Genomic DNA, 21,712 nt, shown 5'->3' with positions numbered 1-21,712 from the left:
TGACGGACGCCCATTCGGAGCCGGGCGGGCGGCCGGATTGGCCTGACGGAGAAAAAGTTTTGGGCGGCTCCCGACCCGCGTTTTCGGCCCGCTGATCCGTATCACCGGCGGGAGGTGGGCGTTCGTGCGGATGCGTGGAGCACGGGGAGGGGCCGGCTGCGGCCACGGCGAGGGGGCCCGCATACAGGCGGACGAGCTGCTCGTGCTCGTCGCCGGCGGGGATCACCGGGCGTTCGAGGACCTGTACGCCCTGGTGTCCGGCCCGGTGTACGGGCTCGTCCGGCGGGTGGTGCGCGACCCCGCGCAGTCCGAGGAGGTGGCTCAGGAGGTGCTGTTGGAGACCTGGCGGTCCGCCGCCCGGTTCGACCCGGGCCGGGGCAGCGCGCTGTCCTGGATCCTCACCCTCGCCCACCGCCGCGCCGTCGACCGGGTGCGCAGCGCCCGCGCGGCCGGCGAACGCGAGCAGCGGGAGGCGCAGCGCGCCGGGGAACCGGCGTTCGACCAGGTCGCCGAGGAGGTCGAGGCGGGGCTGGAGCGGGAGTGGGTGCGCCGCTGTCTGAGGCGGCTCACGGACCTCCAGCGCCAGTCGGTGACCCTCGCCTACTACGACGGCTACACCTACCGTGAGGTCGCCGAGCGGCTCTCGCTGCCGCTCGGCACGGTCAAGACGCGGATGCGCGACGGACTCACCCGGCTGCGCCAGTGCCTGGGAGGCGCCGCATGAGCATCCTCGGCAGGCTGCTGCGCCACGGCGATCCGCACTCCCTCGCGGCCCCGTACGCGCTCGACGCCCTCGAACCCGGCGAGCGGCGCCGGTTCGAGAAGCATCTGCGGGACTGCGAGCACTGCGGCGCCGAGACCCGGGCGCTGGCCGAGGACGCGGTGCGGCTCGCCTGGTCCACGGCGGCTCCGGCGCCGGCCGGCCTGCGGGACCGGGTGCTGGCCGCCGTACGTGCGACACCGCAGGACCCGGCACCGGCCGCCGTGGTGCCGGGCGCCCCGGTGCCGGGCGCGGAGCGCGCACGCCGGCTGCCGCCGCACGTCTGGGGCACCCAGCCGCCGCCGGGACGCACCCGTACGTCCCGCACGCGCCCCCTGTTCGCGCCGCTCGCCACGGCGACCGCGGCGGCGGCCCTCGTCGTCGCCTCGCTCTTCGGGGTCCAGGCGCATCGCGCACAGGACCGGCTCGACGCCGCACAGGTGCGGGCACGTGAGATCGCCCACGTTCTGGCCGCTCCCGACGCCCGCGTCACGAGCAGCAAGGACGATCGGGGCCGGGGTATCGGAGTGATCGCTTCCGCCTCGGAGCGGGAGGCCGTCGTCACCCTCAGCGGATACGGCACTCCGCCCGGCGGCCGCGTCCACCAGCTCTGGCAGATGCGCCCCCATGCACAACCGCGCTCCCTCGGGCTCTTCGCGGGCGACACGCCTCTGATCGCCAAGGGGCTCGAAACCTCCTCGACGTCACTCGCCGTAACCGTCGAGCCTGACGGCGGCTCAGTGCAGCCCACCGGCCAGCCCATTGTCCAACTCACCCTGAAATCGGTCGGATTCGGAGAGTAGTCATCGAGGGATGGTCAACCTCCTTGCGGGGAAGGTGAATCCTGTGGCCGAGATACACGCGTGCCGCCCTGGGGCGATAGGGTTACCCTGCCCGGGCCGGGTGGACTCGTACGGGTGGGGAGTGACATGGATCAGATAACAGTGCGCAGCAGGGCCAGGGTCCCTGCGATCACCTGCGGGAGCAGTGCGACCAGTTCGCGACTGGACCGCCATCTCTCGGTACTGGCGGGTCCCGCCATACCGCAGCAGAAGACGATCGAGGCGACCTCGCTGATGCTCGAACTGACGGCGCGTGACACCGCGCACCAGCGCAGCGACCGGGGCAAGCGGGTCAGCCGCGTCTCCCTGTTCGCGCCGCTGCGCCGGCTGCGCCGCTCGCTCTTCGGCGGCCACGGACGCGGGCACTGAACGAGCCGAGCGGGCGGTGAGCCACCGCTGACCGAGCGGGCGGCCCCCTGGACTCCATCCGGGGTGCCCGCGCTCAGGCCGCCACACCGTCCCGGCGCATCGCTGCGATCTCGTCGTCCGTCATCCCCACGGCACGCAGCAGCGCCCCGGTGTGCTGCCCGAGCGCGGGCACATCACCCATCCGTGCCTCGTCCCCGCCCGGCAGCGTGATGGGAGGCAACAGCGCCTTCAACGGCCCCACCGGCGAACCCACCTGACGCCACCGCCCCCGGGCCGCGAGCTGCGGATGCGCCGCCAGCTCGTGCACATCCCGCAGTCGCGCACAGGCGATCCCCGCCTTCACCAGGCGCTGCATCGCATCGTCGGCGTCCAGCGCGCCGAGCGCCCCCGCCACCAGCTCGTCCGTCTCCTCCCGGTGTGCGACCCGTGCGGCGTTCGTCGCGTACGTAGGGTCGGTCCCCAGTTCCGGGCGCCCGATGACCTGTTCGGCCAGCCGCCGCCACTCCCGGTCGTTCTGCACGGACAACAGCACCCGCCCGCCGCCCGCCGTCGGATAGGCGTCGTACGGCGCGATCACGGCGTGCGCGAGCCCGGTGCGCGCCGGGGGTTCGCCCCCGTGCATCGCATGGTGCAGCGGATGCCCCAGCCACTCCGCGAGCGCCTCCAGCATGGACACCTCCACCGGCCCGCCCCGCCCGGTCGTGCCGCGCCGGACGAGGGCCGCCAGCACGCCGGAGAACGCGTACATGGCCGCCGCGATGTCCGCCGCCGGGATCCCCGCCTTCACCGGCCGCTCCGGAGTCCCGGTCACCGACACGAGCCCGGCCTCGCACTGCACCAGCATGTCGTAGGCCCGCTTGTCCGCGTACGGTCCCGAGCCCCCGTAGCCCGAGATGTCGACGGCGATCAGCCGTGGGTGCGCGGCGCACAGGGTGGCCGCGTCGAGACCGAGCCGGGCCGCCGCCCCGTGCGCGAGGTTCTGCACGAACACGTCCGCGTCCGCGACCAGCCGCCGTACGACGGCCAGGCCGCGCGGGTCCTTCAGGTCCAGGGCGATGGACTCCTTGCCGCGGTTGCACCACACGAAGTGCGAGGCGAGACCGCGGGCCGCCGTGTCGTAGCCGCGCGCGAAGTCGCCGCCGTCGATCCGCTCCACCTTGATGACCCGGGCGCCCAGGTCGGCGAGCTGCCGGGTCGCGAAGGGCGCGGACACGGCCTGTTCGACGGCGACGACGGTGATGCCCTCCAGGGGCAGGGGCTGATCCAGGGGCTGATCCATGGGGTGGATCATGCCTTTGAGCGGTCGCTTTGTCAGTAGCGCGGGGTCACCCGCCGCGGCTGTACCGGCGCACCGCCGGCGGCAGGAACACCGCGACGAGCGCGAGGCTCCAGGCGAGCGACCCGGCGACCGGATGCGCCACGGGCCAGGCGGCGCCGCGCGGGACGGGCGCGTTGCCGAACAGATCGCGCAGGGCGGTCGTCACGGCGCTGATCGGGTTCCACTCGGCGATCGCGCGCAGCCAGGCCGGCAGGTTGTCCGTCGGGATGTAGGCGTCGGACAGCAGCGGCAGCACGAAGGAGGAGGCGCCGAGCTGCCCGGCCGCTTCCTCGCTGCGGGTGAGCAGCCCGAGGTGGATCCCGACGCAGGTGCAGGCGAACCGGAAGAGCAGCAGCAGCCCGACGGCGCCCACGGCGTCGAGCGCGCCGCCCTCGACCCGCCAGCCCACCGCGAGCCCCACCAGCAGCAGCGGAATCGTGCCGAGCGTCGTGACCACGAGGTCCGCCACAGCCTGCCCGAGGGGTACGGCGGCCCGGCTCACCGGCATCGTCCGGAACCGGTCCGTCACCCCGCGGTGAGTGTCCGCGGCGGCCTGGAACATGCCGTTCATCAGGCCGCCGGCGGCGGTCGCGACCAGCAGTCCGGGCACCAGGAAGGAGCGGTACTCGCGGCCGGGCATCGCCAGCGCGCTGCCGAAGACGTAGCCGAAGAACAACAGCATGTTGATCGGCATCATCTGGGTCAGGACCGCCAGGCCCGGACTGTTGCGGACCCGGCGCAGCTGCCGGCCCGTCATCGCCAGGCCGTCGTGGGCCAACGCGCTCATGCCACCGGCTCCTTGCGTTCGGCGGACGCGGCCCCGGACCGGCCGGTGAGCCGCAGGAAGACGTCGTCGAGGGTGGGCGGGCGCAGGCTCGCGTCGAGCAACGGCACGCCCGCCGCGTCGAGTTCGCGCACCAGACGGGGCAGGGTCAGCGTCGGGTCGGTGGTGGCTGCACCGACGGTGCTGTTCACATGATCCAACACCGGCTCTCTGCCGGTGAGTCGGTCGAGCACGGCGGCGGCCTTCGGGAGCGCGTCCGGATCCGCGACCACGGCCTCGGCGTACGACCCGATGAGCGCCTTGAGTCCGGCGGGAGAGCCAATGTGCGCGACCCGGCCCCGGTCCATCAGGGCGATGTCGTCGGCGAGTTGGTCCGCCTCCTCCAGGTACTGCGTGGTCAGCAGCACCGTCGTACCGTCCGCCCGCAGCTCGCGTACGGCCTGATGGACGTGGCGACGGCTGGCCGGGTCGAGCCCGGTGGTGGGCTCGTCCAGGAAGAGCACGTCCGGGCGGCGGATGAGGCTCGCCGCGAGGTCCAGGCGGCGCCGCATGCCGCCCGAGTAGGCCGAGGCCTTGCGGTCGGCGGCCTCGGTGAGCCCGAAGCGTTCCAGCAGTTCCCCGGCCCGGGCGGCCGGTCCGCGCACCCGGTGCAGCCGGCCGAACAGCCGTAGGTTCTCCCGGCCGGTGAGGTCGCCGTCGACCGAGGCGTACTGCCCCGTGACCGAGATCCGGCTCCGTACGGCGGCGGGCTCGCGCACGAGGTCGTGCCCGGCGACCCGCGCGGATCCGCCGTCCGGTCGCAGCAGCGTCGTCAGCAGCCGTACGGCGGTCGTCTTCCCGGCGCCGTTCGGCCCGAGCAGTCCGCAGACGGTGCCCTCGGCGACGGCCAGATCCAGTCCGCGCAGGACGTGGACGGCGCCGAAGCGTTTCTCCAGACCTTCACTAAGTACAGCGTACGTAGTCGTCATGCGTTGACCATAGCGCACTGCGTACGACGTACGTAACTAGGATGGTGGCCGAGGTGATGACCGATGGCAGTCCGAGGGGCCGTCCCCGAGGTGATCTGGGCGCGCCCCGAGCGCACCGGGCGAGGTCCGAAACCGGCGTACACCCGCGACGACATCGCGGCCGCCGCCGTCCGGATCGCCGACGCGCAGGGGCTCGACGCGGTGTCGATGCGGCACGTCGCGGCAGAGTTGGGCTGCGGCACCATGTCGCTCTACAACTACGTGCCCCGCAAGGAGGACCTGTACGAGCTGATGATGGACACGGCCAGCGCGGAGCACGTCCTGTGGGAGCCGAGCGGCGACTGGCGGGCCGACCTGATGAGGGTGGCGCACGAGACGCGCGCACTGATGCGCCGGCACCCCTGGATGCCGCGCCTGATGTCCCCCGTCTACGGCTTCAGCCCGCACGCCCTGCGCTATCTGGAGCACTGCCTGGCCTGCCTGAACCCCTTGGAGGCGCGCTACGGCACGAAGCTGGAGCTCGTCGCGATGATCAACGGCGTGGTGACGACGTACGTCCGCAACGAACTCGACACCGCCGAGCGGGTACGTGCGCTGCCGTGGTCGGAGGCCGAGGAGAACGGGGTGCGCGGTGCGTATCTGGGGCGGCAGCTGGCCTCCGGTGCGTTTCCGAGGATGGCGGAGGCGTTCGGTGAGGACGTGGGGCCGGTGGATCTGGAGGAGGTCTTCGAGCGGACGCTCGGGCGGCTCCTCGACGGCTTCACGCCGGGCGGCGGAGACCGGTGAACGGGGAACGCGCCGGGCGTCAGCTCGCCCTCATCGCACAGACCCCGGCGGCGTCCCGCCGCCAGGGCATCCCGCTCCGGCTGCGCGGCGGCTGGGCCGTGGACTTCTTCCTCGGCGAGGTCACCCGGGAGCACGGGGACATCGACCGGTTCGCGTGGACACGGGACGCCGTGCGCCTCGCGGAGCTGCTGCGCGGGCTCGGGTACACCCCGGTGCCCGGCCCGCCCCCCGACCTCCAGCTGGACTTCGTCCGGGACACGCTGGACAGCAGCTTCACCTTCGTCGACCGGGACGCGGCGAGGTGTCTCAGGGTGGGGCGCGAGGGTCCTTGCTCTTAGGGGTGGACGCCGCAATCCACACCGAACCGGAAGGCCTTCACCTGTTCCAGATCTCTCAGCGGACACCCGGCTCACCCATCCGCAACCTCACCGGACAGAACAGCTAGATCAGGGCGAACTGGCCCTCCGGGCCCTCCTCGTGGTGGTCCAGGACGGAGGCGGGGCGGCGGGACGCTGGCGGTGGGGGAAGGACGCCGGCCGCGCGCAGATCGGCGGTGGTGATGGGCGAGGCCGTCGCCAACTCGCCCCGCCCCGGCCGCAGTTCCGCCAGCAGGGCCAGGACCGTGATGAGTTCCAGCAGCTCCGACGTCCAGCTCTGCGGCCAGACCGCCGGGTGGATCGCCGCCAGGCCGCCGGCGGCGGCCGGGGCCGTACGGGCCGTGAACCAGGACTCCAGGACCCGGACCCCCGCCACCTCGAAGTCCCAGGCCTGCGGCGGGACGGGGGAGACGCGGCCGTCGTCCAGGTGCAGGGTCTCCTCCTCGGCGTCGTAGTGCACGGTGAGGGGGCGGGGCGGCAGGGGTGCGCGGACGTAGGGGCGGCGGCCGCCCGGCAGCTTGGGGCGGTCGCCGTCGCGGCGCATCAGCCACAGGGTGCGGCGGCCCAACGCGACACCTCGGTCCCAGACTTCGGCGTCCCCGGTGAGCGGGACGGTGAGGTCCGGGCGGACCGCCGCCAGGATCCAGGCCAGCAGGTCCGCCGTCGTGGGGCGGCTGCCGAGGCGGTCCGCCAGAAGGTCCAGCAGGCCCGGCGCCAGATTGGGTTCCGTGCCGCCGGGGCGGCGGTAGAGGGGGCGGATCCGGGTGCCGCGCAGGGTGGGCAGGAGCGACGTGGCCAGCAGCGGGAGGCCGGGGTCGGCCGTCTCCGCCGTGAACACCTGGTGGGCGTCCGCCACGCGCCACAACTCCGGGCGAGCCGCGTCGAGCAGCCGGTGGTCCGGGATCAGCCACTGTTCGTCGAAGGGGGCCGCCAGCACCCGTACCGGCTGCGCGCAGGGGCCCTCGGCGCGGGCCAGCCGCTCCGTGCCGGTCGACTGCCCGGGCAGCTGGCCCACCGCCGAGTCGAGGGTGCGGGCGCGGCTCGGCTCGAACAGGGCCAGCCGGCCTTGCCCTTCGGCCGTCAGCAGCGCGTCCCAGCGGGCCGTCAGGGAGTCCGGATCGGGCGCCGTGGGCCAGGCGCGCCCGGGCCGCAGCGGTGCGACGGACCACGGCATGAGGTCCGCCAGCGGCGGAGCGTCGTCGTACGGCACGCAGGGCATGCTACGGGCTCGCCGCGCGGACCGGTTCAGGTCGCCTCCAAGGTCACCGTGAACGAGAACCGGTCCCCCCGGTAGTGGATCACCGCCACGTCCAGCACCCGGCCCTCGGTGTCGTACGTCACGCCCGTGTAGTGCAGGATCGGGCTGAGCAGCGGGACCTGGAGGAGACGGGCGGTCTCCGGGTCGGCGAGCCTGGCCTCCACCGTGTCCGTGATGCGGCTGATGTCCGCCCCGGCCACGTCCCGCAGCACCTTCGTCATCGGCCAGCGGATCAGGTCCTCCAGGTCGACGTGCGCGGCCAGTTCGGGGCGGATGTGGTTGACGGCGTGGTTCGTCGGCTCGCCGGTCCTCTCGTCGCTGCGCAGCCGGTGGTACGTCGCGACCTCGTCGAGGTCCGGGAAGTACTCGGCCAGCGGCGTCGGCACGGGCGCGCTGCCGTGGTCCAGCAGCTCGGTCGTCATACCGGACTGCTGGGCCACGATCGCGTCCACCGAGCCGAGCAGCCGTACCGGGGCGCCCCGGTGGACGTCCGGCTCGATGAACGTGCCGCGCCGCCGGTGCCGGCTGATCAGCCCCTCGTCCTCCAGCTCCTTCAGCGCCTGCCGCATGGTCAGCACGCTCACCCCGTAGTGCTCCGCCAGTTGTTCCTCGGTGGGCAGCCGCAGCGGGGCCTCGGCCGAGCGGCCGAGTATCGACGCGCGCAGCGACTGCGACACCTGGTACCAGAGCGGCAGCTTGCGGTTCAGGACGATCGAGTCCGGGGCGAAGGAGGTCACATGATTATCCGTACCTGTCGATGAACATCAGGCGCAACACAGGTGTCACGCCCGGAAGTGGGGCTCCAGCCCCCGCCACACGTCGTCGTAGCACGGCTGGAGGTGGTCGGCGCCCGCCGCGTGCGGGGTGAGGGTCACCGGCCAGCGGGTCTCGAACATGAACGCCAGACCGTCGTCGATCTTCTGCGGCGTCAGCTCGGCCGTGCTCGCCCGGTCGAACGTCTCCCGGTCCGGGCCGTGCGCCGACATCATGTTGTGCAGCGAGCCGCCGCCCGGCACGAAGCCTTCCGCCTTCGCGTCGTAGGCGCCCTCGATCAGGCCCATGTACTCGCTCATCACGTTCCGGTGGAAGTACGGCGGCCGGAACGTGTCCTCGCCCACCAGCCAGCGCGGCGCGAAGACGACGAAGTCGACACCGGCCAGGCCCGGGGTGTCCGACGGGGAGGTCAGGACCGTGAAGACGGACGGGTCCGGGTGGTCGTAGGAGATGCTGCCGATGACGTTGAACCGGCGCAGGTCGTAGACGTAGGGCACGTGGTTGCCGTGCCAGGCGACCACGTCGAGCGGGGAGTGGTCGTACGTCGCGGCCCAGAGGTTGCCGCAGAACTTGTTCACCACCTCCACCGGGCCCGCCGCCTCCTCGTACGCGGCCACCGGAGCCCTGAAGTCCCGTGCGTTGGCGAGGCCGTTGGCGCCGATCGGACCCAGGTCGGGGAGGCGGAACGGCGCCCCGTAGTTCTCGCAGACGTAGCCGCGCGCGGACTCGTCCAGCAGCTCCACCCGGAACCGCACCCCGCGCGGGACCAGCGCCACGTGTGCGGGCTCCACCTGCAGCCGCCCGAACTCCGTGTGCAGCAGCAGCCCACCGCGCTCGGGGACGATCAGCAGCTCGCCGTCAGCGTCCGAGAAGACGCGCTCCATCGAGGAGTTGGCGTGGTACAGGTGCACGGCCATGCCGGTGCGCTGGGCCGCGTCGCCGTTGCCGCCGAGCGTCCACAGGCCGGCCAGGAAGTCGGTGCCGACGGGCGGCTCGGGCAGCGGGTTCCAGCGCAGCCGGTTGGGGTCGGGCACGGACTCGGTGAAGGGCGCGGTGCGCAGCGCGCCGTTGTCGGTGCGGGTGAACACGGGGTGCGCGGCCGACGGGCGGATGCGGTACAGCCAGGAGCGGCGGTTGTGCGCCCGGGGCTCGGTGAACGCCGAACCGCTCAGCTGCTCCGCGTACAGGCCGAGCGGCGCGCGCTGCGGCGAGTTGCGGCCCTCGGGCAGGGCGCCCGGCACCGCCTCGGAGGCGTGTTCGTTGCCGAACCCGGTCAGGTACGACAGTCCCGCCGCGGTCTTCCGCGCTTCCCCGCTCATGTTCGCTCCCTTGCGCTCCTGATTCCTATGCAACACCGTAGGAATGAGTGAGGGCGGACGCAAGAGGATCTCGCCCACTCCGTCCGAGGGACCACGGAGACCGGCTGGAACCAGACTTCAGACGGATCCGAGAGACCGGAATGCTGTTCTACTCTCGCGACCATGCCCAGGACGCCGTGGACCCGCAGAACCCTCACCGCACTCGCGGCGTGCGTCCTGCTGCCGCTCGGCGCGGCGGACTGCACGGGCGGTCACGCCCGGAGCGGCGCACCGTCGCCCGCGCCGGTCGGCAAGGTCCTGGACGACACCGACGGGGCGGGGCGCCATCTGCGCGAGGTCGGCACGAAGAACGCTCCCGCGGTCGACGTCGAGGTCACGCCCGACCCGCACGACGGCTGGGACGTGCGCCTGACCTTCCGCCGCTTCCACTGCTCCGCGCCCGGCGCCGGACGCGCGGCGGTCACCGGACACGGGCTCGCCTATCTCTTCGTCGACGGCCACGAGACCGCCCGGCTGCGCTCGTACGGCTACCACCTGCCCGGCCGGCTCGTCCCGCGCGGCACCCATCACCTCACCGCCCGCCTGTACGCCGACGACGGCACCGTGTGGGCCGTGCACGGCAAGCCGGTCCAGAGCACCGCCGACATCACCGTGTCGGACCCGGAGCCCGCGCAGAGCCCCGCGCCGACCTCGTCGCCCGGCTCGGCGCGGTCCGGGCGAAAGGCGTCGTCCGCGCCGACGATGGGCGGCGCCCCGGTGCGATGAGTGGATCACCCGTCGTCGTCCGCAGGGAGGGCGAGGTTCACCGGACCCGGGGCGGAGAGGCATCATGAGGCCCGTGCCCCATGCGACATCGCTCCGCCGCGCGCCCGTCCAACGGCGCAGTGCCGAACGGCTGACCAGGATCCTCGACGCCTGTGCCGAACTCCTCGACGAGGTCGGCTACGACGACCTGAGCACCCGCGCGGTCGCGCAGCGCGCCGGGGTGCCCATCGGTTCCGTCTACCGCTTCTTCGGCAACAAGCGGCAGATGGCCGACGCCCTCGCCCAGCGCAACCTGGAGCGCTACACCGAGCGCGTCACCGAGCGGCTGAAGCGGACCCGTGCGGGAGACTGGCGGGCCGCGATGGACGCCGTCCTCGACGAGTACCTCGCCATGAAGCGCACCGCGCCCGGCTTCTCGCTGGTCGACTTCGGCAACCAGATACCGGTCGGCGTTCGCCGGGCCGAGCCCAACACCCGGGTCGCCGACCGGCTCATCCAGTTGCTCTCCGGCTACGTCGGCCGCGCCCCGGACGACGAACTGCGCCGGGTCTTCCTGGTCGCCGTGGAGAGCGCGGACGCCCTCGTCCAGCTGGCCTTCCGCACGGACCCACAGGGCGACGAGTCGATCATCGCCGAGACCCGCGCGCTGCTGCGGGCGTACCTGAGCCGCGTGCTGGACTGATCCAGCCGCCGCAAGGCTGTGACCTGGAATATTGCACTCATGCCGACCATTTTCGGCTTCGCCGTGATCGCTTCCTTCCTTCTGCGTGGTCGTCGGCAAGGGTGCCCACCTAGGTGAAATGACCGACGTCGGCCTCCTCGACCCGATCGTGCTCCACCACCTTCATGACCACCGTCTCGGCGATGTGCCCGCTCTACAAGCGCCTGAAGATGTCCCTGGTCGTGCTGACCGGCGTGGCCGCGATGGCCAACGGGGTGATGAACAGGCTGCCGTGGGGCGGCCCGACATCCCGCGCCGCGACGGCGCTGAAGGCCGACGCGAGCGACGTCTTCGTACCGATGGTCCCGGCCCTGGCCGTGGGCCTGCTGTCCGCCATGGACGTCCTCACCGCCTGCCTCCCGGTCGCCGGTGCACTGCTGGGCCGGCCCGCGCTGCTCACCGTGACCTGCTTCCTGGCGGCGGTGCTGTGCGCCGGCATCGCCCTGCCGCTGCCGGTGTGGACGTGGTCGCCGCCCCGGCCGCCGCCGGTCCGGTCGCCGGGGTCACCGGTGCGGCGGCGCCGTTCACGATGCTGGGGGCGGTGCGCTCGCCGGGGCGGTCCGAGGGGGCCGGACGGGTGACGGGGGTACGGGGGAGGCGTACGGGATTGCGCCGCACGAGCGATCTCTGACGGCGCGTCGGACGTCGGTGCCGTGGGAGGAGGCGGCCATCGCGCAGAGTCCAGACGAAAGATGGATTTGTATGAAAATCATCTGACTCGGAGGAACGTGCATGCCCACTCAGACCTCACCACGTGTTCTCGGCCCCCGCGCGGGCACCACTGTCGTCATCGCTGCCCTCGCCGCGGTGGGTGTGTCGTGGGTGGCGGCACCGCATGCGGCTGCCCAGGGGGAGAACGGCGACATCAGGGTGCACAGCGTGGGCGTGCCCTACGGTGTGACGAAGGACGAGCCGACGGTCTGCAAGTTCTACCTCGATGCCGTCAACTTCGACATCCTGCCCAATATCCCCTACATCATCCAGGCACAGCCCCCGCTGCCCAGTGCCGCCACCCTCACCGGGGTCATCCAGCTCGCCGCCGGCGCCGGACACACCGACGCGATCGGCCTGACGGACGGGCAGTACAAGCTCACCTGGGTCGCGGCGGGCGCCGTGAAGGAGAAGCTCTTCCGTGTCAACTGCCACGACGGCAGGCACGACGACGAGCACGACCACGACGAGCACGGTGCGAACGGACAGATCGAGGACCACCGGGACCACCATGAGCAGGACGGTGCGGGCTGGGACGGGAGAGACCGCCACGACCCGCCGCGGGGCGGTGTGCACGCGGGCGGGGGCGGTCTCATCGACACGGCCGCGGCGTACTCGCCGGTGGCCGCCGCGGGTGCCGTGGGGCTGAGCGCGGTCGGCGGTGTGCTGTATCTCCGCCGCAGCCGCCGGCGTTCTCATGGCGCCGCGTAGCCGCCGACGCAGGCCCTGGCACCGGACCCGTGCCTACCGCCTCGCCAGGACGGCCCTCCTGGTGACCGTCCTGGTGGCGGCGGGGCGCCGGTGCGCGGGCGGGTACACCGGGCCTGGCCGGGCCGGCGGCATGACGGCCGCCCATGGAGCGGGCGCGGCCGGCGCGCGCACCTGCGAAGCGCCTCCCGGACCCCCGCCCGTCCCGCTGTCACGGTCCCGGCCGACGGCCTTCCGCATCCCCTCGCTGGGCATCGACGGCCAGATCACGGGACTCCGGCTCGACCGGGCGGGGGAGTTGGAGACCCCGCCCATGGACAGACCCAAGCTGGTCGGCTGGTACGAGGGCGGCCCCACACCGGGGGAGACCGGTACCGCGATCGCCGTCGGGCACCGGGACACGTCGACCGGCCCGGCTGTCTTCGCCGGGCTCGCCCAGGTCGAACCCTGCAAACCCATCGAGGTCGAGCGGGCCGACGGCCGCACCGCCGTCTACACGGTGGACCGCATGAAGGTCTACGACAAGACGGGCTTCCCGGACAAGGAGGTCTACGCCCCGGCTCTGCGACCGGAGCTCCGCGTGCTGACATGCGGCGGCTACTACAGCCGGCGGACGGGTTACACCAGCAACGTGGTCGTCTTCGCCCACCTCACCGCCGTACGCGAACCGGACACGACGACGGCGACCAGCTGAACCACGACAGCAGGCAGCCGGCGGCAGGCGGCCGGCCCGGCGAGCGGCCGTCCGCCCGGACGCGAGGCGTCCGCCATACGGACAACACCCCCGTCGCCCGCTGAATTCGGGCCTCCGCTTCCGCTCCCACCTGCCCCGCCGTTCTCTCCGTCCTCGCGTGTCTTCCCTCGCCCGGGCACATTCCGTTAACTTCCGTGACCCACAGGCCCCGTGAGACCGCGCGGGGCGTTCGGACCACGGAGCAGCGGCGCTCCGGACAGCCCCCGGGGGCGGCAGGCATGACACGCGCCATCTCACTGCACGACGTGAGCAAGTCCTACGTGCGCGGCACGCGCGTGGTCGACGGCCTCTCGCTGGACATCGCGCCCGGCGAGTTCCTGGTCCTGCTCGGCCCGTCCGGCTGCGGCAAGTCCACCGTGCTGCGGATGATCGCGGGCCTGGAGGAGATCGACGCGGGCGAGCTGCTGCTCGACGGGGAGCGCGCCAACGACTGGCAGCCGGCCGGCCGGGACATCGCCATGGTGTTCCAGAACTTCGCCCTCTATCCGAGCATGAACAGCCGCGACAACATCGGCTTCCCGCTGCGCATCGAGGACCCCGGCGCCGACCCCGCTCCGCGCGTCGACGCCACCGCCCGCATGCTGGGCGTCGAGGAACTGCTCGACCGCTACCCGGGACAGCTCTCCGGAGGTGAGCGGCAGCGGGTCGCGATGGGCCGCGCCATCGCCCGCCGCGCGTCCGCGTTCCTGATGGACGAGCCGCTCTCCAACCTGGACGCCAAGCTGCGCAATCGGCTGCGGGCCGAAATATCCCGGCTGACCCGGGAGTTGGGGGTCACCACGGTGTACGTCACGCACGACCAGGCCGAGGCCATGTCGCTCGGCGACCGGGTCGCCGTGCTGCGCGGGGGAGTGCTCCAGCAGGTCGGCACCCCGCGCGAGGTCTACGCCCTGCCCCGCAACGTCTTCGTGGCCGCCTTCATCGGCATCCCGCGCATCAACCTGCTCCAGGGCGTGATCCGGGCCCCGCTCGACGGCGCGATGACGATCGGCCTGGGCAAGCAGGCGCTCCGGCTGCCCGAACCCCTCTCCCTGGACCACCGGTTGCTGCGGGTGCAGCAGGGCAGGGAGGTCATCGTCGGGCTGCGCTCGGAGGTGGTGCGCATCGCCGACCGGGACGCGGCCCGGCCGGGCGAGGTGCTGATCACCGGGCTGGTGGAGCATGCGGAGTTCCAGGGGCACGAGGTCCTCGTGCACTTCGACACCGGTTCGCGGCCCGCCGTCGTACCCGAACTGGAGGGCCCGCGCCCCGCCGCCCGGCCCCCGCGCAGACCGCGTCGGCAGGGGCGGCCGGGCATGCTGGACCGGCTGCGGGAGCGGGCGGGATCCCGGCGTGCGGGGCCGGTGGGCGGTCCGGTGGCCGGTCCGGTGGTCGTCATGGAGCAGCCGGCGCAGGACGCGACGGCGGAGTCCGCGCGGTCGGGCGTCCGGCTCCCGGGTGACCTGGTCGTGCGCACCACCCCGGACGTCCGGCTGCACCACGGCATGCAGGTCCCGCTCCTCGTCGACCTGGAGCGGCTCTTCGTCTTCGACCGGCACGGCGACCGGATCTGCCCGTCCCCCGACCGGCTGCCCGACCTGGGCGAGTGAACGCCGCCCGGCCCGGCGATGATGTCCGGGAGCGTCCGGCGGCGGCCAGTGGTGTCTGGCGCAGCAAAACTAACGCCGCTAGTTTGTGTGCCGGACGACGCCGAACCGCCGGGAGGAAGCACCATCATGAAGGCACATGACGGCCTGTACATCGACGGCGCCTGGCGCCCCGCCGCGACCACGGACGCGATCGACGTCGTGAACCCGGCCGACGAGCAGGTCATCGGCCGGGTCCCGGCCGGTGGCGCGGCGGACGTCGACGCGGCTGTCCGAGCGGCCCGGGCCGCCCTGCCCGGCTGGGCCGCCACACCCCCCGCCGAGCGGGCCGCACGCCTCACGGCGCTCCGGGACGTCCTCGTGGCCCGCAAGGACGAGATCGCCGAGACGGTCACCGCCGAACTGGGCTCCCCGCTCCCGTTCTCCCAGGCCGTGCACGCGGCCGTGCCGATCGCGGTCGCCGGTTCCTACGCCGAGCTGGCGGCCGCCCACTCCTTCGAGGAGAAGGTCGGCAACTCCACCGTCCTCGCCGAGCCGGTCGGTGTCGTCGGCGCGATCACCCCCTGGAACTACCCGCTGCACCAGATCGTCGCCAAGGTCGCCCCGGCCCTGGCCGCCGGCTGCACGGTCGTCCTCAAGCCCGCCGAGGACACCCCGCTCACCGCCCAGCTGTTCGCCGGGGCCGTCCACGAGGCGGGCGTGCCGGCCGGCGTGTTCAACCTGGTCACCGGCCTCGGCCCGGTCGCCGGCCAGGCCCTCGCCGAACATCCGGACGTCGACCTGGTCTCCTTCACCGGCTCCACGGCCGTCGGCCGGCAGATCGGCGCCGTCGCCGGAGCGGCCGTGAAGCGGGTCGCCCTCGAACTCGGCGGCAAGTCCGCCAACGTCATCCTGCCGAGCGCCGACCTTGCCAGGGCGGTGAACGTCGGCGTCGCCAACGTGATGTCCAACTCCGGCCAGACGTGCAGCGCCTGGACCCGCATGCTGGTCCACCGCGACCGGTACGACGAGGCCGTCGAACTGGCCCGTACCGCCGCCGTCAAGTACGGCGACCGCATCGGCCCCGTGGTCAGCGCCAAGCAGCAGGCCCGCGTGCGCGGTTACATCGAGAAGGGCGTCGCCGAGGGTGCGCGCCTCGTCACCGGCGGCCCCGGATCGCCGCACGAGAAGGGCTATTTCGTCAGTCCGACGGTCTTCGCCGACGTGACCCCGGAGATGACCATCGCCCAGGAGGAGATCTTCGGCCCGGTCCTCACGATCCTGCCGTACGACGACGAGGACGACGCGCTGCGCATCGCCAACGGCACGGTGTACGGACTCGCGGGCGCCGTCTGGGCCGCCGACGAGGCCGAGGCGGTCGCCTTCGCCCGCCGCATGGACACCGGCCAGGTCGACATCAACGGCGGCCGGTTCAACCCCCTCGCCCCCTTCGGCGGTTACAAGCAGTCCGGGGTCGGGCGGGAACTCGGCGCGTACGGACTCGCCGAGTACCTCCAGACCAAGTCCCTCCAGTTCTGAAGTCCTTCCAGTTCCAAGGGAGCACGCGACCCATGGCCGTACGAGCCGCCGTCCTGCCCGCCGTCGGCGCGCAGTTGGAGATCACCGACGTCGAGTTGCCCGACCCCGGTCCCGGACAGGTCCGCGTCCGCCTCGCGGCCGCGGGCGTCTGCCACTCCGACCTGTCCCTGTCCAACGGCACCATGCGGGTGCCGGTCCCGGCGGTCCTCGGCCACGAGGGCGCGGGCACGGTCGTGGCGGTGGGCGAGGGCGTCGCGCACCTGTCCCCGGGCGCCCCTGTCGTCCTCAACTGGGCGCCCTCCTGCGGCAGTTGTCACGCCTGCTCGCTCGGCGAGGTCTGGCTGTGCGCCAACGCGCTGAACGGCGCCGCCGACGTCTACGCCCGTACCGCCGACGGCACCGAGCTCCACCCCGGCCTGAACGTGGCCGCGTTCGCCGAGGAGACGGTCGTCCCCGCGTCCTGCGTGCTCCCCCTCCCCGAGGGCGTGCCCCTGGTGGACGCCGCCCTCCTCGGCTGCGCCGTCCTCACCGGCTACGGCGCCGTCCACCACTCGGCCAAGGTCCGCCCCGGCGAGACGGTCGCCGTCTTCGGCGTGGGCGGCGTCGGCCTCGCCACCCTCCAGTCGGCGCGTATCGCGGGCGCGTCCCGGATCGTCGCCGTGGACGTCTCCCCGGCGAAGGAGGAACTGGCCCGCGCGGCCGGCGCGACGGACTTCGTCCTCGCCTCCGACACCACCGCCCGCGAGATCCGCGCGCTCACCGGCAAGCAGGGCGTGGACGTCGCCGTGGAGTGCGCGGGCCGTGCGGTGAGCATCCGCGCCGCCTGGGACGCCACCCGCCGGGGCGGCCGTACGACGGTGGTCGGCATCGGCGGCAAGGACGAGCAGGTCACCTTCAACGCCCTGGAGATCTTCCACTGGGGCCGCACCCTGTCCGGCTGCGTCTACGGCAACACCGATCCGGCCCGCGACCTCCCGGTCCTCGCCGAGCACGTACGCGCGGGCCGGCTGGACCTGTCCGCACTGGTCACCGACCGCATCACCCTGGAGGACATCCCGGCGGCCTTCGAGAACATGCTCGCGGGCAAGGGCGGCCGGGCGCTGGTGGTGTTCTGAGGCTCGCGTCCCGAAGGGCCCCGGGTGAGCTGGAGTTCAGCGCAACGCTTGCGACGGAATGCCGAGCAGCTCCGACAACTCCCGCTCCCCCGAGGGAGTCACCTTCACCGCCCGCTCCGACCCGATCCGCACACACCACCCGGCATCCAGCGCATGCCGGCACAGCGCGGCCCCGGCGGCGCCCGCGAGATGGGGACGCCGCTCGGTCCAGTCCAGGCAGGCGCGGGCGAGCGGACGCCGGCCCGAGACCTCCAGCGCGATACCCACCTCCCGGAACCACGCCAGCCCCGCGTCCGTGAGCGCGAACCCGGTGTCCTGCCGCAGCAGCCCCCGCAGCGTCAGCGCGTCGGTGAGCGCGATCCCGACGCGCCCCGCGAGATGGTCGTAACAGGTACGCCCGCGTGCCATCGCCGACCCGGCACCGGATTCCCGCAGCGTCCGGGGCGGGCGCCGGACCGCCGCCGCGGGCACCTGCGCGGCGAGATCCTCCACGAGCCCCGCGACCCGCGCGTCGGCCAGCCGTACATACCGGTGCCGTCCCTGCCGTTCCTCGGCGAGCAGACCCCCGGCCACCAGCTTGCCCAGATGCTCGCTGAGCGTGGACGCGGCGACTCCCGCATGCCGGGCCAGCTCACCCGCCGTCCAGGCCCGCCCGTCGAGCAGCGCCAGCAGACACGTGGCGCGGGTCTCGTCGGCGATCAGCGCGGCGAGCGCGGCGAGTGCGGCGCCCCGCGCATCCTTGGCGGTCATGCGACCCAGCATGCGGCACGGACACGTCGGCGCCGGCCGAACTATCGCTGTACGTCCTGCCCGGCCTGCTCGTACTGCCGCTCCAGCCCGTCCAGCAGTGCCGTCAGCCCCGCCTCGAAGGCCCGCTCGTCGATCTTCTCCTGCTGCTCGGCGAGAAGGTGGGCCTGGCCGAGGTGGGGGTAGTCGGCCGGGTCGTACGCGCTCGCGTCGTCCACGAAGCCCCCGGCGAACGAACCGAGCGCGGAGCCCATGATGAAGTACCGCATCAGCGCGCCGATCGAGGTCGCCTGGGCCGGCGGCCAGCCCGCGTCGACCATGGCGCCGTAGACCGCGTCGGCGAGGCGCAGTGCGGCCGGGCGGCGGCCCGGGCCCCGGGCCAGCACCGGGACGATGTTGGGGTGGTCGCGCAGGGCGGCCCGGTAGGAGACGGCCCAGTCGTGCAGTGCGGTGCGCCAGTCGCGGCCGTCCTCGAACATCGCGAGGTCCACCAGGGCGCTCACCGAGTCCGCGACCGCCTCCAGGATCTGGTCCTTGGTGCGGAAGTGGTTGTAGAGCGAGGGTCCGCTCACCCCCAGCTCGGCGGCGAGCCGGCGGGTGGAGACGGCCGCCAGTCCCTCGCGGTCCACGAGTTCCCGGGCCGTCTCGACGATCCGGTCGGTGCTGAGGAGGGGCTTGCGCGGTCGGGCCATGGCGCACATAGTAGGGCTGGGAATAGAAACTAGCAGTGCTAATTTTAGCGTGGGGTGATCGCGTGGTGAACCTGGAGCTGAGCGAGGAGCAGGCCGCCGTACGGCAGCTCGCCCGGGACTTCGTGGCGCGCGAGATCGCCCCGCACGTCGTGGCCTGGGACCGCGCCGAAGAGGTGGACCGGGGCATCGTGAAGAAGCTCGGCGAGGTCGGCTTCCTCGGGCTGACCGTCCCCGAGGAGTACGGCGGCTGCGGCGGCGACCATCTCGCGTACTGCCTGGTCACCGAGGAACTGGGGCGTGGCGACTCCTCCGTGCGCGGGATCGTCTCGGTCTCTCTCGGGCTCGTCGCCAAGACCGTCGCCGCCTGGGGGGACGAGGAACACAAGCGCCGCTGGCTGCCGGGGCTGACCTCGGGGGAGTACGTGGGCTGCTTCGGCCTCACCGAGCCCGGCACCGGCTCCGACGCGGGCAACCTCACCACGCGCGCCGTGCGCGACGGCGACGACTACGTCATCAACGGCGCGAAGATGTTCATCACCAACGGCACCTGGGCGGACGTCGTCCTGCTCTTCGCCCGCTCCACCGACGCCCCCGGCCACAAGGGGGTGTCCGCCTTCCTCGTGCCCACCAGCGCCCCCGGCCTGACCCGCCGCACCATCCACGGCAAGCTCGGCCTGCGCGGCCAGGCCACCGCCGAACTCGCCTTCGAGGACGTCCGGGTGCCCGCCTCGGCGATGCTGGGGGAGGAGGGCAAGGGCTTCTCGGTCGCCATGTCGGCGCTGGCCAAGGGGCGGATGTCGGTGGCCGCCGGGTGCGTCGGCATCGCGCAGGCCGCGCTGGACGCGGCCGTCCGGTACGCGGGCGAGCGCGAGCAGTTCGGCAAGCCGATCGCCCGGCACCAGCTGGTGCAGGAGCTGATCAGCGACATCGCCGTCGACGTGGACGCGGCCCGGCTGCTGACCTGGCGGGTCGCCGATCTGATCGACCGCGGGCAGCCGTTCGCCGTCGAGTCCTCCAAGGCCAAGCTGTTCGCCTCCGAGGCCGCCGTGCGCGCCGCGAACAACGCCCTCCAGGTCTTCGGCGGCTACGGCTACATCGACGAGTACCCGGTCGGCAAACTCCTGCGCGACGCCCGCGTGATGACCCTCTACGAGGGCACCAGCCAGATCCAGAAGCTGCTCATCGGCCGTTCCCTGACCGGGATTTCGGCGTTCTGAGTACGTCGTCTGAGTATTTCGGCGGATGTGGCGCGGGCCACGTCCGCCGATGCTCTTCCCCATGAGTGACACACCGGTCAAGCAGCAGAGCACGACCGCCTTCTACGGCCAGTCCGTCGCCTCCTTCGCCATCGCGATGGCGGCCACGGCCATCGGTATCTACCAGCTCGACACCAGCGCCTGGGTCCGGGCCTTCCTCGCGATCGCGGTCCTGTACCTCGTCACCTCCGCCTTCACCCTCGCCAAGGTGATCCGGGACCGGCAGGAGGCCGGGCAGATCGTCAGCCGGGTCGACCAGGCCCGTCTGGAGAAGCTCCTCGCCGAACACGACCCCTTCGAGAAGATCTGAACCGCGACGATCTGAACCGTGAAGATCCGGACAGGCGCACTAAGCGACCGCTCACCTTCGGCGGTATGGTGGTGCTCCTGTCATCGAGAGGGGCGAGCGAGCGATGAGTGCGGCGCAGGAGACGACCGGCGGCGAGATGGAGCCGTGGGAACAGGTCACCCCTGACGCGGCCCGGCGGCTGCTCGTCGCGGCCGTGGAGGCCTTCGCCGAGCGCGGCTACCACGCGACGACGACCCGGGACATCGCGGGCCGCGCCGGCATGAGCCCGGCAGCGCTCTACATCCACTACAAGACCAAGGAAGAGCTGCTCCACCGGATCAGCCGCATCGGCCACGACAAGGCCCTCGACATCCTGCGCACGGCGGCGCGGCGCGAGGGCACCGCGGCCGAGCGGCTGGCCGACGCGGTCAGCTCCTTCGTGCGCTGGCACGCCGGGCGGCGCACCACCGCACGCGTCGTGCAGTACGAACTCGACGCCCTCGGCCCCGAGGCCCGCGCGGAGATCGTGGCGCTGCGCCGCCAGGTCGACGCCGAGGTGCGCGGGATCATCGAGGACGGCGTGGCCGCGGGCGAGTTCGATGTGCCGGACGTCCAGGGCACCACGCTCGCCGTGCTCTCGCTCTGCATCGACGTGGCCCGCTGGTTCACCGTGAACGGCCCGCGCACCCCCGAGGAGGTCGGCGCGCTCTACGCCGGCCTCGTCCTGCGGATGGTGGGCGCCGGGTAGGGCGCCCGCGCCGTCACAGGTAGTACCGGGACACCGACTCCGCCACGCACACCGGCTTGTCGCCGCCCTCGCGCTCCACGGTGAAGGCGACCGTCACCTGGACACCGCCGGTGACGTCCTCGACACCGGTGATCCTCGCGGTGGCGCGCACCCGCGAGCCCACGGGGACGGGGGCGGGGAAGCGGACCTTGTTCGTTCCGTAGTTCACGCCCATCGTCACGCCCTCGACCCGGATCAGCTGCGGGCCGAACAGCGGCAGCAGCGAGAGGGTCAGATAGCCGTGGGCGATGGTGGTCCTGAACGGCCCCGTCGCGGCCTTCTCCGGGTCCACGTGGATCCACTGGTGGTCACCCGTGGCGTCGGCGAACAGGTCGATCCGCTTCTGGTCGACCTCCAGCCAGTCGGTGTACCCCAGCTGCTCGCCCACGGCCGCCTTCAGCGCGTCGGGGGAGGTGAAGGTCCTCGGTTCTGCCATGTTCCCGGCCTCTCGCTCGATTCTCTAAGCGACTGCTTAGCATGGTCGGACGCGGGGCGCCTGTCAACGGAC

24 protein-coding genes and 1 pseudogene are annotated in these 21,712 nt (G+C 72.7%); 16 read left to right on the top strand and 9 right to left on the bottom strand.

Going from position 1 to position 21,712, the window contains the following annotated elements; translation table 11 throughout:
- The first annotated feature begins 181 nt into the window (after positions 1-181).
- The 3 genes from BIV25_RS31370 (at position 182) to BIV25_RS31360 (ending at position 1,971) form a co-directional block, all read left to right on the top strand.
- Positions 182-724 (top strand): sigma-70 family RNA polymerase sigma factor, encoded by a 543-nt coding sequence (locus BIV25_RS31370; protein WP_071375919.1) that lies wholly within the window; start codon positions 182-184, stop codon positions 722-724.
- Positions 721-1,563, top strand: coding sequence for an anti-sigma factor domain-containing protein (locus BIV25_RS31365; RefSeq protein WP_071375851.1), 843 nt, complete (start codon positions 721-723; stop codon positions 1,561-1,563). The genes BIV25_RS31370 and BIV25_RS31365 overlap by 4 nt, the downstream gene beginning before the upstream one ends.
- Positions 1,564-1,689: 126 nt before the next feature.
- Positions 1,690-1,971, top strand: coding sequence for a hypothetical protein (locus BIV25_RS31360; protein ID WP_071375850.1), 282 nt, complete (start codon positions 1,690-1,692; stop codon positions 1,969-1,971).
- A gap of 73 nt (positions 1,972-2,044) precedes the next feature.
- Here BIV25_RS31360 and BIV25_RS31355 read toward each other — a convergent pair whose 3' ends face one another.
- The 3 genes from BIV25_RS31355 to BIV25_RS31345 are packed head-to-tail and all read right to left on the bottom strand — an operon-like array spanning position 2,045 to position 5,041.
- Positions 2,045-3,250 (bottom strand): CaiB/BaiF CoA-transferase family protein, encoded by a 1,206-nt coding sequence (locus BIV25_RS31355; protein ID WP_256256323.1) that lies wholly within the window; start codon positions 3,248-3,250, stop codon positions 2,045-2,047.
- 46 nt (positions 3,251-3,296) lie between these two features.
- Positions 3,297-4,076, bottom strand: coding sequence for an ABC transporter permease (locus BIV25_RS31350; RefSeq protein WP_071375848.1), 780 nt, complete (start codon positions 4,074-4,076; stop codon positions 3,297-3,299).
- On the bottom strand, positions 4,073-5,041 hold the full coding sequence (locus BIV25_RS31345; RefSeq protein WP_071375847.1) for an ATP-binding cassette domain-containing protein: 969 nt from the start codon (positions 5,039-5,041) through the stop codon (positions 4,073-4,075). The genes BIV25_RS31350 and BIV25_RS31345 overlap by 4 nt, the downstream gene beginning before the upstream one ends.
- 63 nt (positions 5,042-5,104) lie before the next feature.
- Between BIV25_RS31345 and BIV25_RS31340 the strand changes: the two genes are divergently transcribed.
- Together BIV25_RS31340 and BIV25_RS31335 are read left to right on the top strand one after the other, a co-directional pair.
- Positions 5,105-5,827: a TetR/AcrR family transcriptional regulator gene (locus BIV25_RS31340; protein WP_071375846.1), complete on the top strand. Its 723-nt coding sequence runs from the start codon at positions 5,105-5,107 to the stop codon at positions 5,825-5,827.
- On the top strand, positions 5,824-6,165 hold the full coding sequence (locus BIV25_RS31335; protein WP_071375845.1) for a nucleotidyltransferase domain-containing protein: 342 nt from the start codon (positions 5,824-5,826) through the stop codon (positions 6,163-6,165). Before BIV25_RS31340 ends, BIV25_RS31335 begins: the two co-directional genes overlap by 4 nt.
- Positions 6,166-6,268: 103 nt before the next feature.
- Here the strand turns inward: BIV25_RS31335 and BIV25_RS31330 are convergent, their stop codons facing one another.
- The 3 genes from BIV25_RS31330 to hmgA are packed head-to-tail and all read right to left on the bottom strand — an operon-like array spanning position 6,269 to position 9,555.
- The gene (locus tag BIV25_RS31330) at positions 6,269-7,423 is read right to left on the bottom strand and encodes a type ISP restriction/modification enzyme (RefSeq protein WP_177235479.1); all 1,155 of its coding nucleotides are present in this window, start codon (positions 7,421-7,423) and stop codon (positions 6,269-6,271) included.
- Positions 7,424-7,449: 26 nt separating this feature from the next.
- Positions 7,450-8,199 (bottom strand): GntR family transcriptional regulator, encoded by a 750-nt coding sequence (locus BIV25_RS31325; protein WP_071375844.1) that lies wholly within the window; start codon positions 8,197-8,199, stop codon positions 7,450-7,452.
- A gap of 45 nt (positions 8,200-8,244) precedes the next feature.
- Positions 8,245-9,555, bottom strand: coding sequence for a homogentisate 1,2-dioxygenase (hmgA, locus tag BIV25_RS31320; RefSeq protein WP_071375843.1), 1,311 nt, complete (start codon positions 9,553-9,555; stop codon positions 8,245-8,247).
- A 162-nt stretch (positions 9,556-9,717) separates the two neighbouring features.
- Between hmgA and BIV25_RS31315 the strand changes: the two genes are divergently transcribed.
- From BIV25_RS31315 to BIV25_RS31280, 8 genes and pseudogenes are all read left to right on the top strand, one after another.
- The gene (locus tag BIV25_RS31315) at positions 9,718-10,320 is read left to right on the top strand and encodes a hypothetical protein (protein WP_071375842.1); all 603 of its coding nucleotides are present in this window, start codon (positions 9,718-9,720) and stop codon (positions 10,318-10,320) included.
- A 64-nt stretch (positions 10,321-10,384) separates the two neighbouring features.
- Entirely contained in the window at positions 10,385-11,002 is a 618-nt protein-coding gene (locus tag BIV25_RS31310; protein ID WP_071375841.1) for a TetR/AcrR family transcriptional regulator, read from the top strand.
- 152 nt (positions 11,003-11,154) lie between these two features.
- Positions 11,155-11,370, top strand: a pseudogene (locus BIV25_RS51465) (citrate:proton symporter); the annotation flags it as partial.
- A gap of 403 nt (positions 11,371-11,773) precedes the next feature.
- Entirely contained in the window at positions 11,774-12,463 is a 690-nt protein-coding gene (locus tag BIV25_RS31300; protein ID WP_071375839.1) for a hypothetical protein, read from the top strand.
- Complete coding sequence (locus BIV25_RS31295) at positions 12,450-13,154, top strand: class F sortase (protein WP_071375838.1); 705 nt, start codon at positions 12,450-12,452, stop codon at positions 13,152-13,154. Before BIV25_RS31300 ends, BIV25_RS31295 begins: the two co-directional genes overlap by 14 nt.
- Positions 13,155-13,432: 278 nt before the next feature.
- Complete coding sequence (locus BIV25_RS31290; protein ID WP_071375837.1) at positions 13,433-14,803, top strand: ABC transporter ATP-binding protein; 1,371 nt, start codon at positions 13,433-13,435, stop codon at positions 14,801-14,803.
- Between the two features lie 126 nt (positions 14,804-14,929).
- Positions 14,930-16,318, top strand: a complete 1,389-nt coding sequence (locus tag BIV25_RS31285; protein ID WP_071375836.1) for an aldehyde dehydrogenase family protein — start codon at positions 14,930-14,932, stop codon at positions 16,316-16,318.
- Between the two features lie 32 nt (positions 16,319-16,350).
- Positions 16,351-17,433: a Zn-dependent alcohol dehydrogenase gene (locus BIV25_RS31280; protein WP_071375835.1), complete on the top strand. Its 1,083-nt coding sequence runs from the start codon at positions 16,351-16,353 to the stop codon at positions 17,431-17,433.
- A 36-nt stretch (positions 17,434-17,469) separates the two neighbouring features.
- Here the strand turns inward: BIV25_RS31280 and BIV25_RS31275 are convergent, their stop codons facing one another.
- The gene (locus tag BIV25_RS31275; protein WP_071375834.1) at positions 17,470-18,183 is read right to left on the bottom strand and encodes a helix-turn-helix transcriptional regulator; all 714 of its coding nucleotides are present in this window, start codon (positions 18,181-18,183) and stop codon (positions 17,470-17,472) included.
- 41 nt (positions 18,184-18,224) lie between these two features.
- Positions 18,225-18,872, bottom strand: coding sequence for a TetR/AcrR family transcriptional regulator (locus tag BIV25_RS31270; RefSeq protein ID WP_071375833.1), 648 nt, complete (start codon positions 18,870-18,872; stop codon positions 18,225-18,227).
- Between the two features lie 65 nt (positions 18,873-18,937).
- Between BIV25_RS31270 and BIV25_RS31265 the strand changes: the two genes are divergently transcribed.
- The 3 genes from BIV25_RS31265 to BIV25_RS31255 all read left to right on the top strand — a co-directional run bounded on the left by BIV25_RS31265 (position 18,938) and on the right by BIV25_RS31255 (position 21,165).
- Positions 18,938-20,089: an acyl-CoA dehydrogenase family protein gene (locus BIV25_RS31265; protein WP_071375917.1), complete on the top strand. Its 1,152-nt coding sequence runs from the start codon at positions 18,938-18,940 to the stop codon at positions 20,087-20,089.
- Positions 20,090-20,150: 61 nt separating this feature from the next.
- Positions 20,151-20,438: a YiaA/YiaB family inner membrane protein gene (locus tag BIV25_RS31260; RefSeq protein ID WP_071375916.1), complete on the top strand. Its 288-nt coding sequence runs from the start codon at positions 20,151-20,153 to the stop codon at positions 20,436-20,438.
- Positions 20,439-20,541: 103 nt separating this feature from the next.
- A complete protein-coding gene (locus BIV25_RS31255) occupies positions 20,542-21,165 on the top strand; it encodes a TetR/AcrR family transcriptional regulator (RefSeq protein WP_071375832.1) in 624 nt (207 codons plus the stop codon).
- 13 nt (positions 21,166-21,178) lie between these two features.
- Here BIV25_RS31255 and BIV25_RS31250 read toward each other — a convergent pair whose 3' ends face one another.
- A complete protein-coding gene (locus BIV25_RS31250) occupies positions 21,179-21,640 on the bottom strand; it encodes a MaoC family dehydratase (protein ID WP_071375831.1) in 462 nt (153 codons plus the stop codon).
- Between the last annotated feature and the right edge of the window lie 72 nt (positions 21,641-21,712).

This window comes from Streptomyces sp. MUSC 14 (assembly GCF_001866675.1).
Taxonomy (GTDB): Bacteria; Actinomycetota; Actinomycetes; order Streptomycetales; family Streptomycetaceae; genus Streptomyces.
The sequence above is the reverse complement of the archived record's forward strand: the minus strand, read 5'-3'. Positions and strand labels throughout refer to the sequence as shown.

Coding starts and splice junctions, on each gene's coding strand:
- BIV25_RS31365 (WP_071375851.1), top strand. CDS start 721: ATGAGCATCCTCGGCAGGCTGCTGCGCCACGGCGATCCGCACTCCCTC.
- BIV25_RS31360 (WP_071375850.1), top strand. CDS start 1,690: ATGGATCAGATAACAGTGCGCAGCAGGGCCAGGGTCCCTGCGATCACC.
- BIV25_RS31355 (WP_256256323.1), bottom strand. CDS start 3,250: ATGGATCAGCCCCTGGATCAGCCCCTGCCCCTGGAGGGCATCACCGTC.
- BIV25_RS31350 (WP_071375848.1), bottom strand. CDS start 4,076: ATGAGCGCGTTGGCCCACGACGGCCTGGCGATGACGGGCCGGCAGCTG.
- BIV25_RS31345 (WP_071375847.1), bottom strand. CDS start 5,041: ATGACGACTACGTACGCTGTACTTAGTGAAGGTCTGGAGAAACGCTTC.
- BIV25_RS31340 (WP_071375846.1), top strand. CDS start 5,105: ATGGCAGTCCGAGGGGCCGTCCCCGAGGTGATCTGGGCGCGCCCCGAG.
- BIV25_RS31330 (WP_177235479.1), bottom strand. CDS start 7,423: ATGCCCTGCGTGCCGTACGACGACGCTCCGCCGCTGGCGGACCTCATG.
- hmgA (WP_071375843.1), bottom strand. CDS start 9,555: ATGAGCGGGGAAGCGCGGAAGACCGCGGCGGGACTGTCGTACCTGACC.
- BIV25_RS31315 (WP_071375842.1), top strand. CDS start 9,718: ATGCCCAGGACGCCGTGGACCCGCAGAACCCTCACCGCACTCGCGGCG.
- BIV25_RS31310 (WP_071375841.1), top strand. CDS start 10,385: ATGAGGCCCGTGCCCCATGCGACATCGCTCCGCCGCGCGCCCGTCCAA.
- BIV25_RS31300 (WP_071375839.1), top strand. CDS start 11,774: ATGCCCACTCAGACCTCACCACGTGTTCTCGGCCCCCGCGCGGGCACC.
- BIV25_RS31295 (WP_071375838.1), top strand. CDS start 12,450: ATGGCGCCGCGTAGCCGCCGACGCAGGCCCTGGCACCGGACCCGTGCC.
- BIV25_RS31290 (WP_071375837.1), top strand. CDS start 13,433: ATGACACGCGCCATCTCACTGCACGACGTGAGCAAGTCCTACGTGCGC.
- BIV25_RS31285 (WP_071375836.1), top strand. CDS start 14,930: ATGAAGGCACATGACGGCCTGTACATCGACGGCGCCTGGCGCCCCGCC.
- BIV25_RS31280 (WP_071375835.1), top strand. CDS start 16,351: ATGGCCGTACGAGCCGCCGTCCTGCCCGCCGTCGGCGCGCAGTTGGAG.
- BIV25_RS31275 (WP_071375834.1), bottom strand. CDS start 18,183: ATGACCGCCAAGGATGCGCGGGGCGCCGCACTCGCCGCGCTCGCCGCG.
- BIV25_RS31270 (WP_071375833.1), bottom strand. CDS start 18,872: ATGGCCCGACCGCGCAAGCCCCTCCTCAGCACCGACCGGATCGTCGAG.
- BIV25_RS31260 (WP_071375916.1), top strand. CDS start 20,151: ATGAGTGACACACCGGTCAAGCAGCAGAGCACGACCGCCTTCTACGGC.
- BIV25_RS31255 (WP_071375832.1), top strand. CDS start 20,542: ATGAGTGCGGCGCAGGAGACGACCGGCGGCGAGATGGAGCCGTGGGAA.
- BIV25_RS31250 (WP_071375831.1), bottom strand. CDS start 21,640: ATGGCAGAACCGAGGACCTTCACCTCCCCCGACGCGCTGAAGGCGGCC.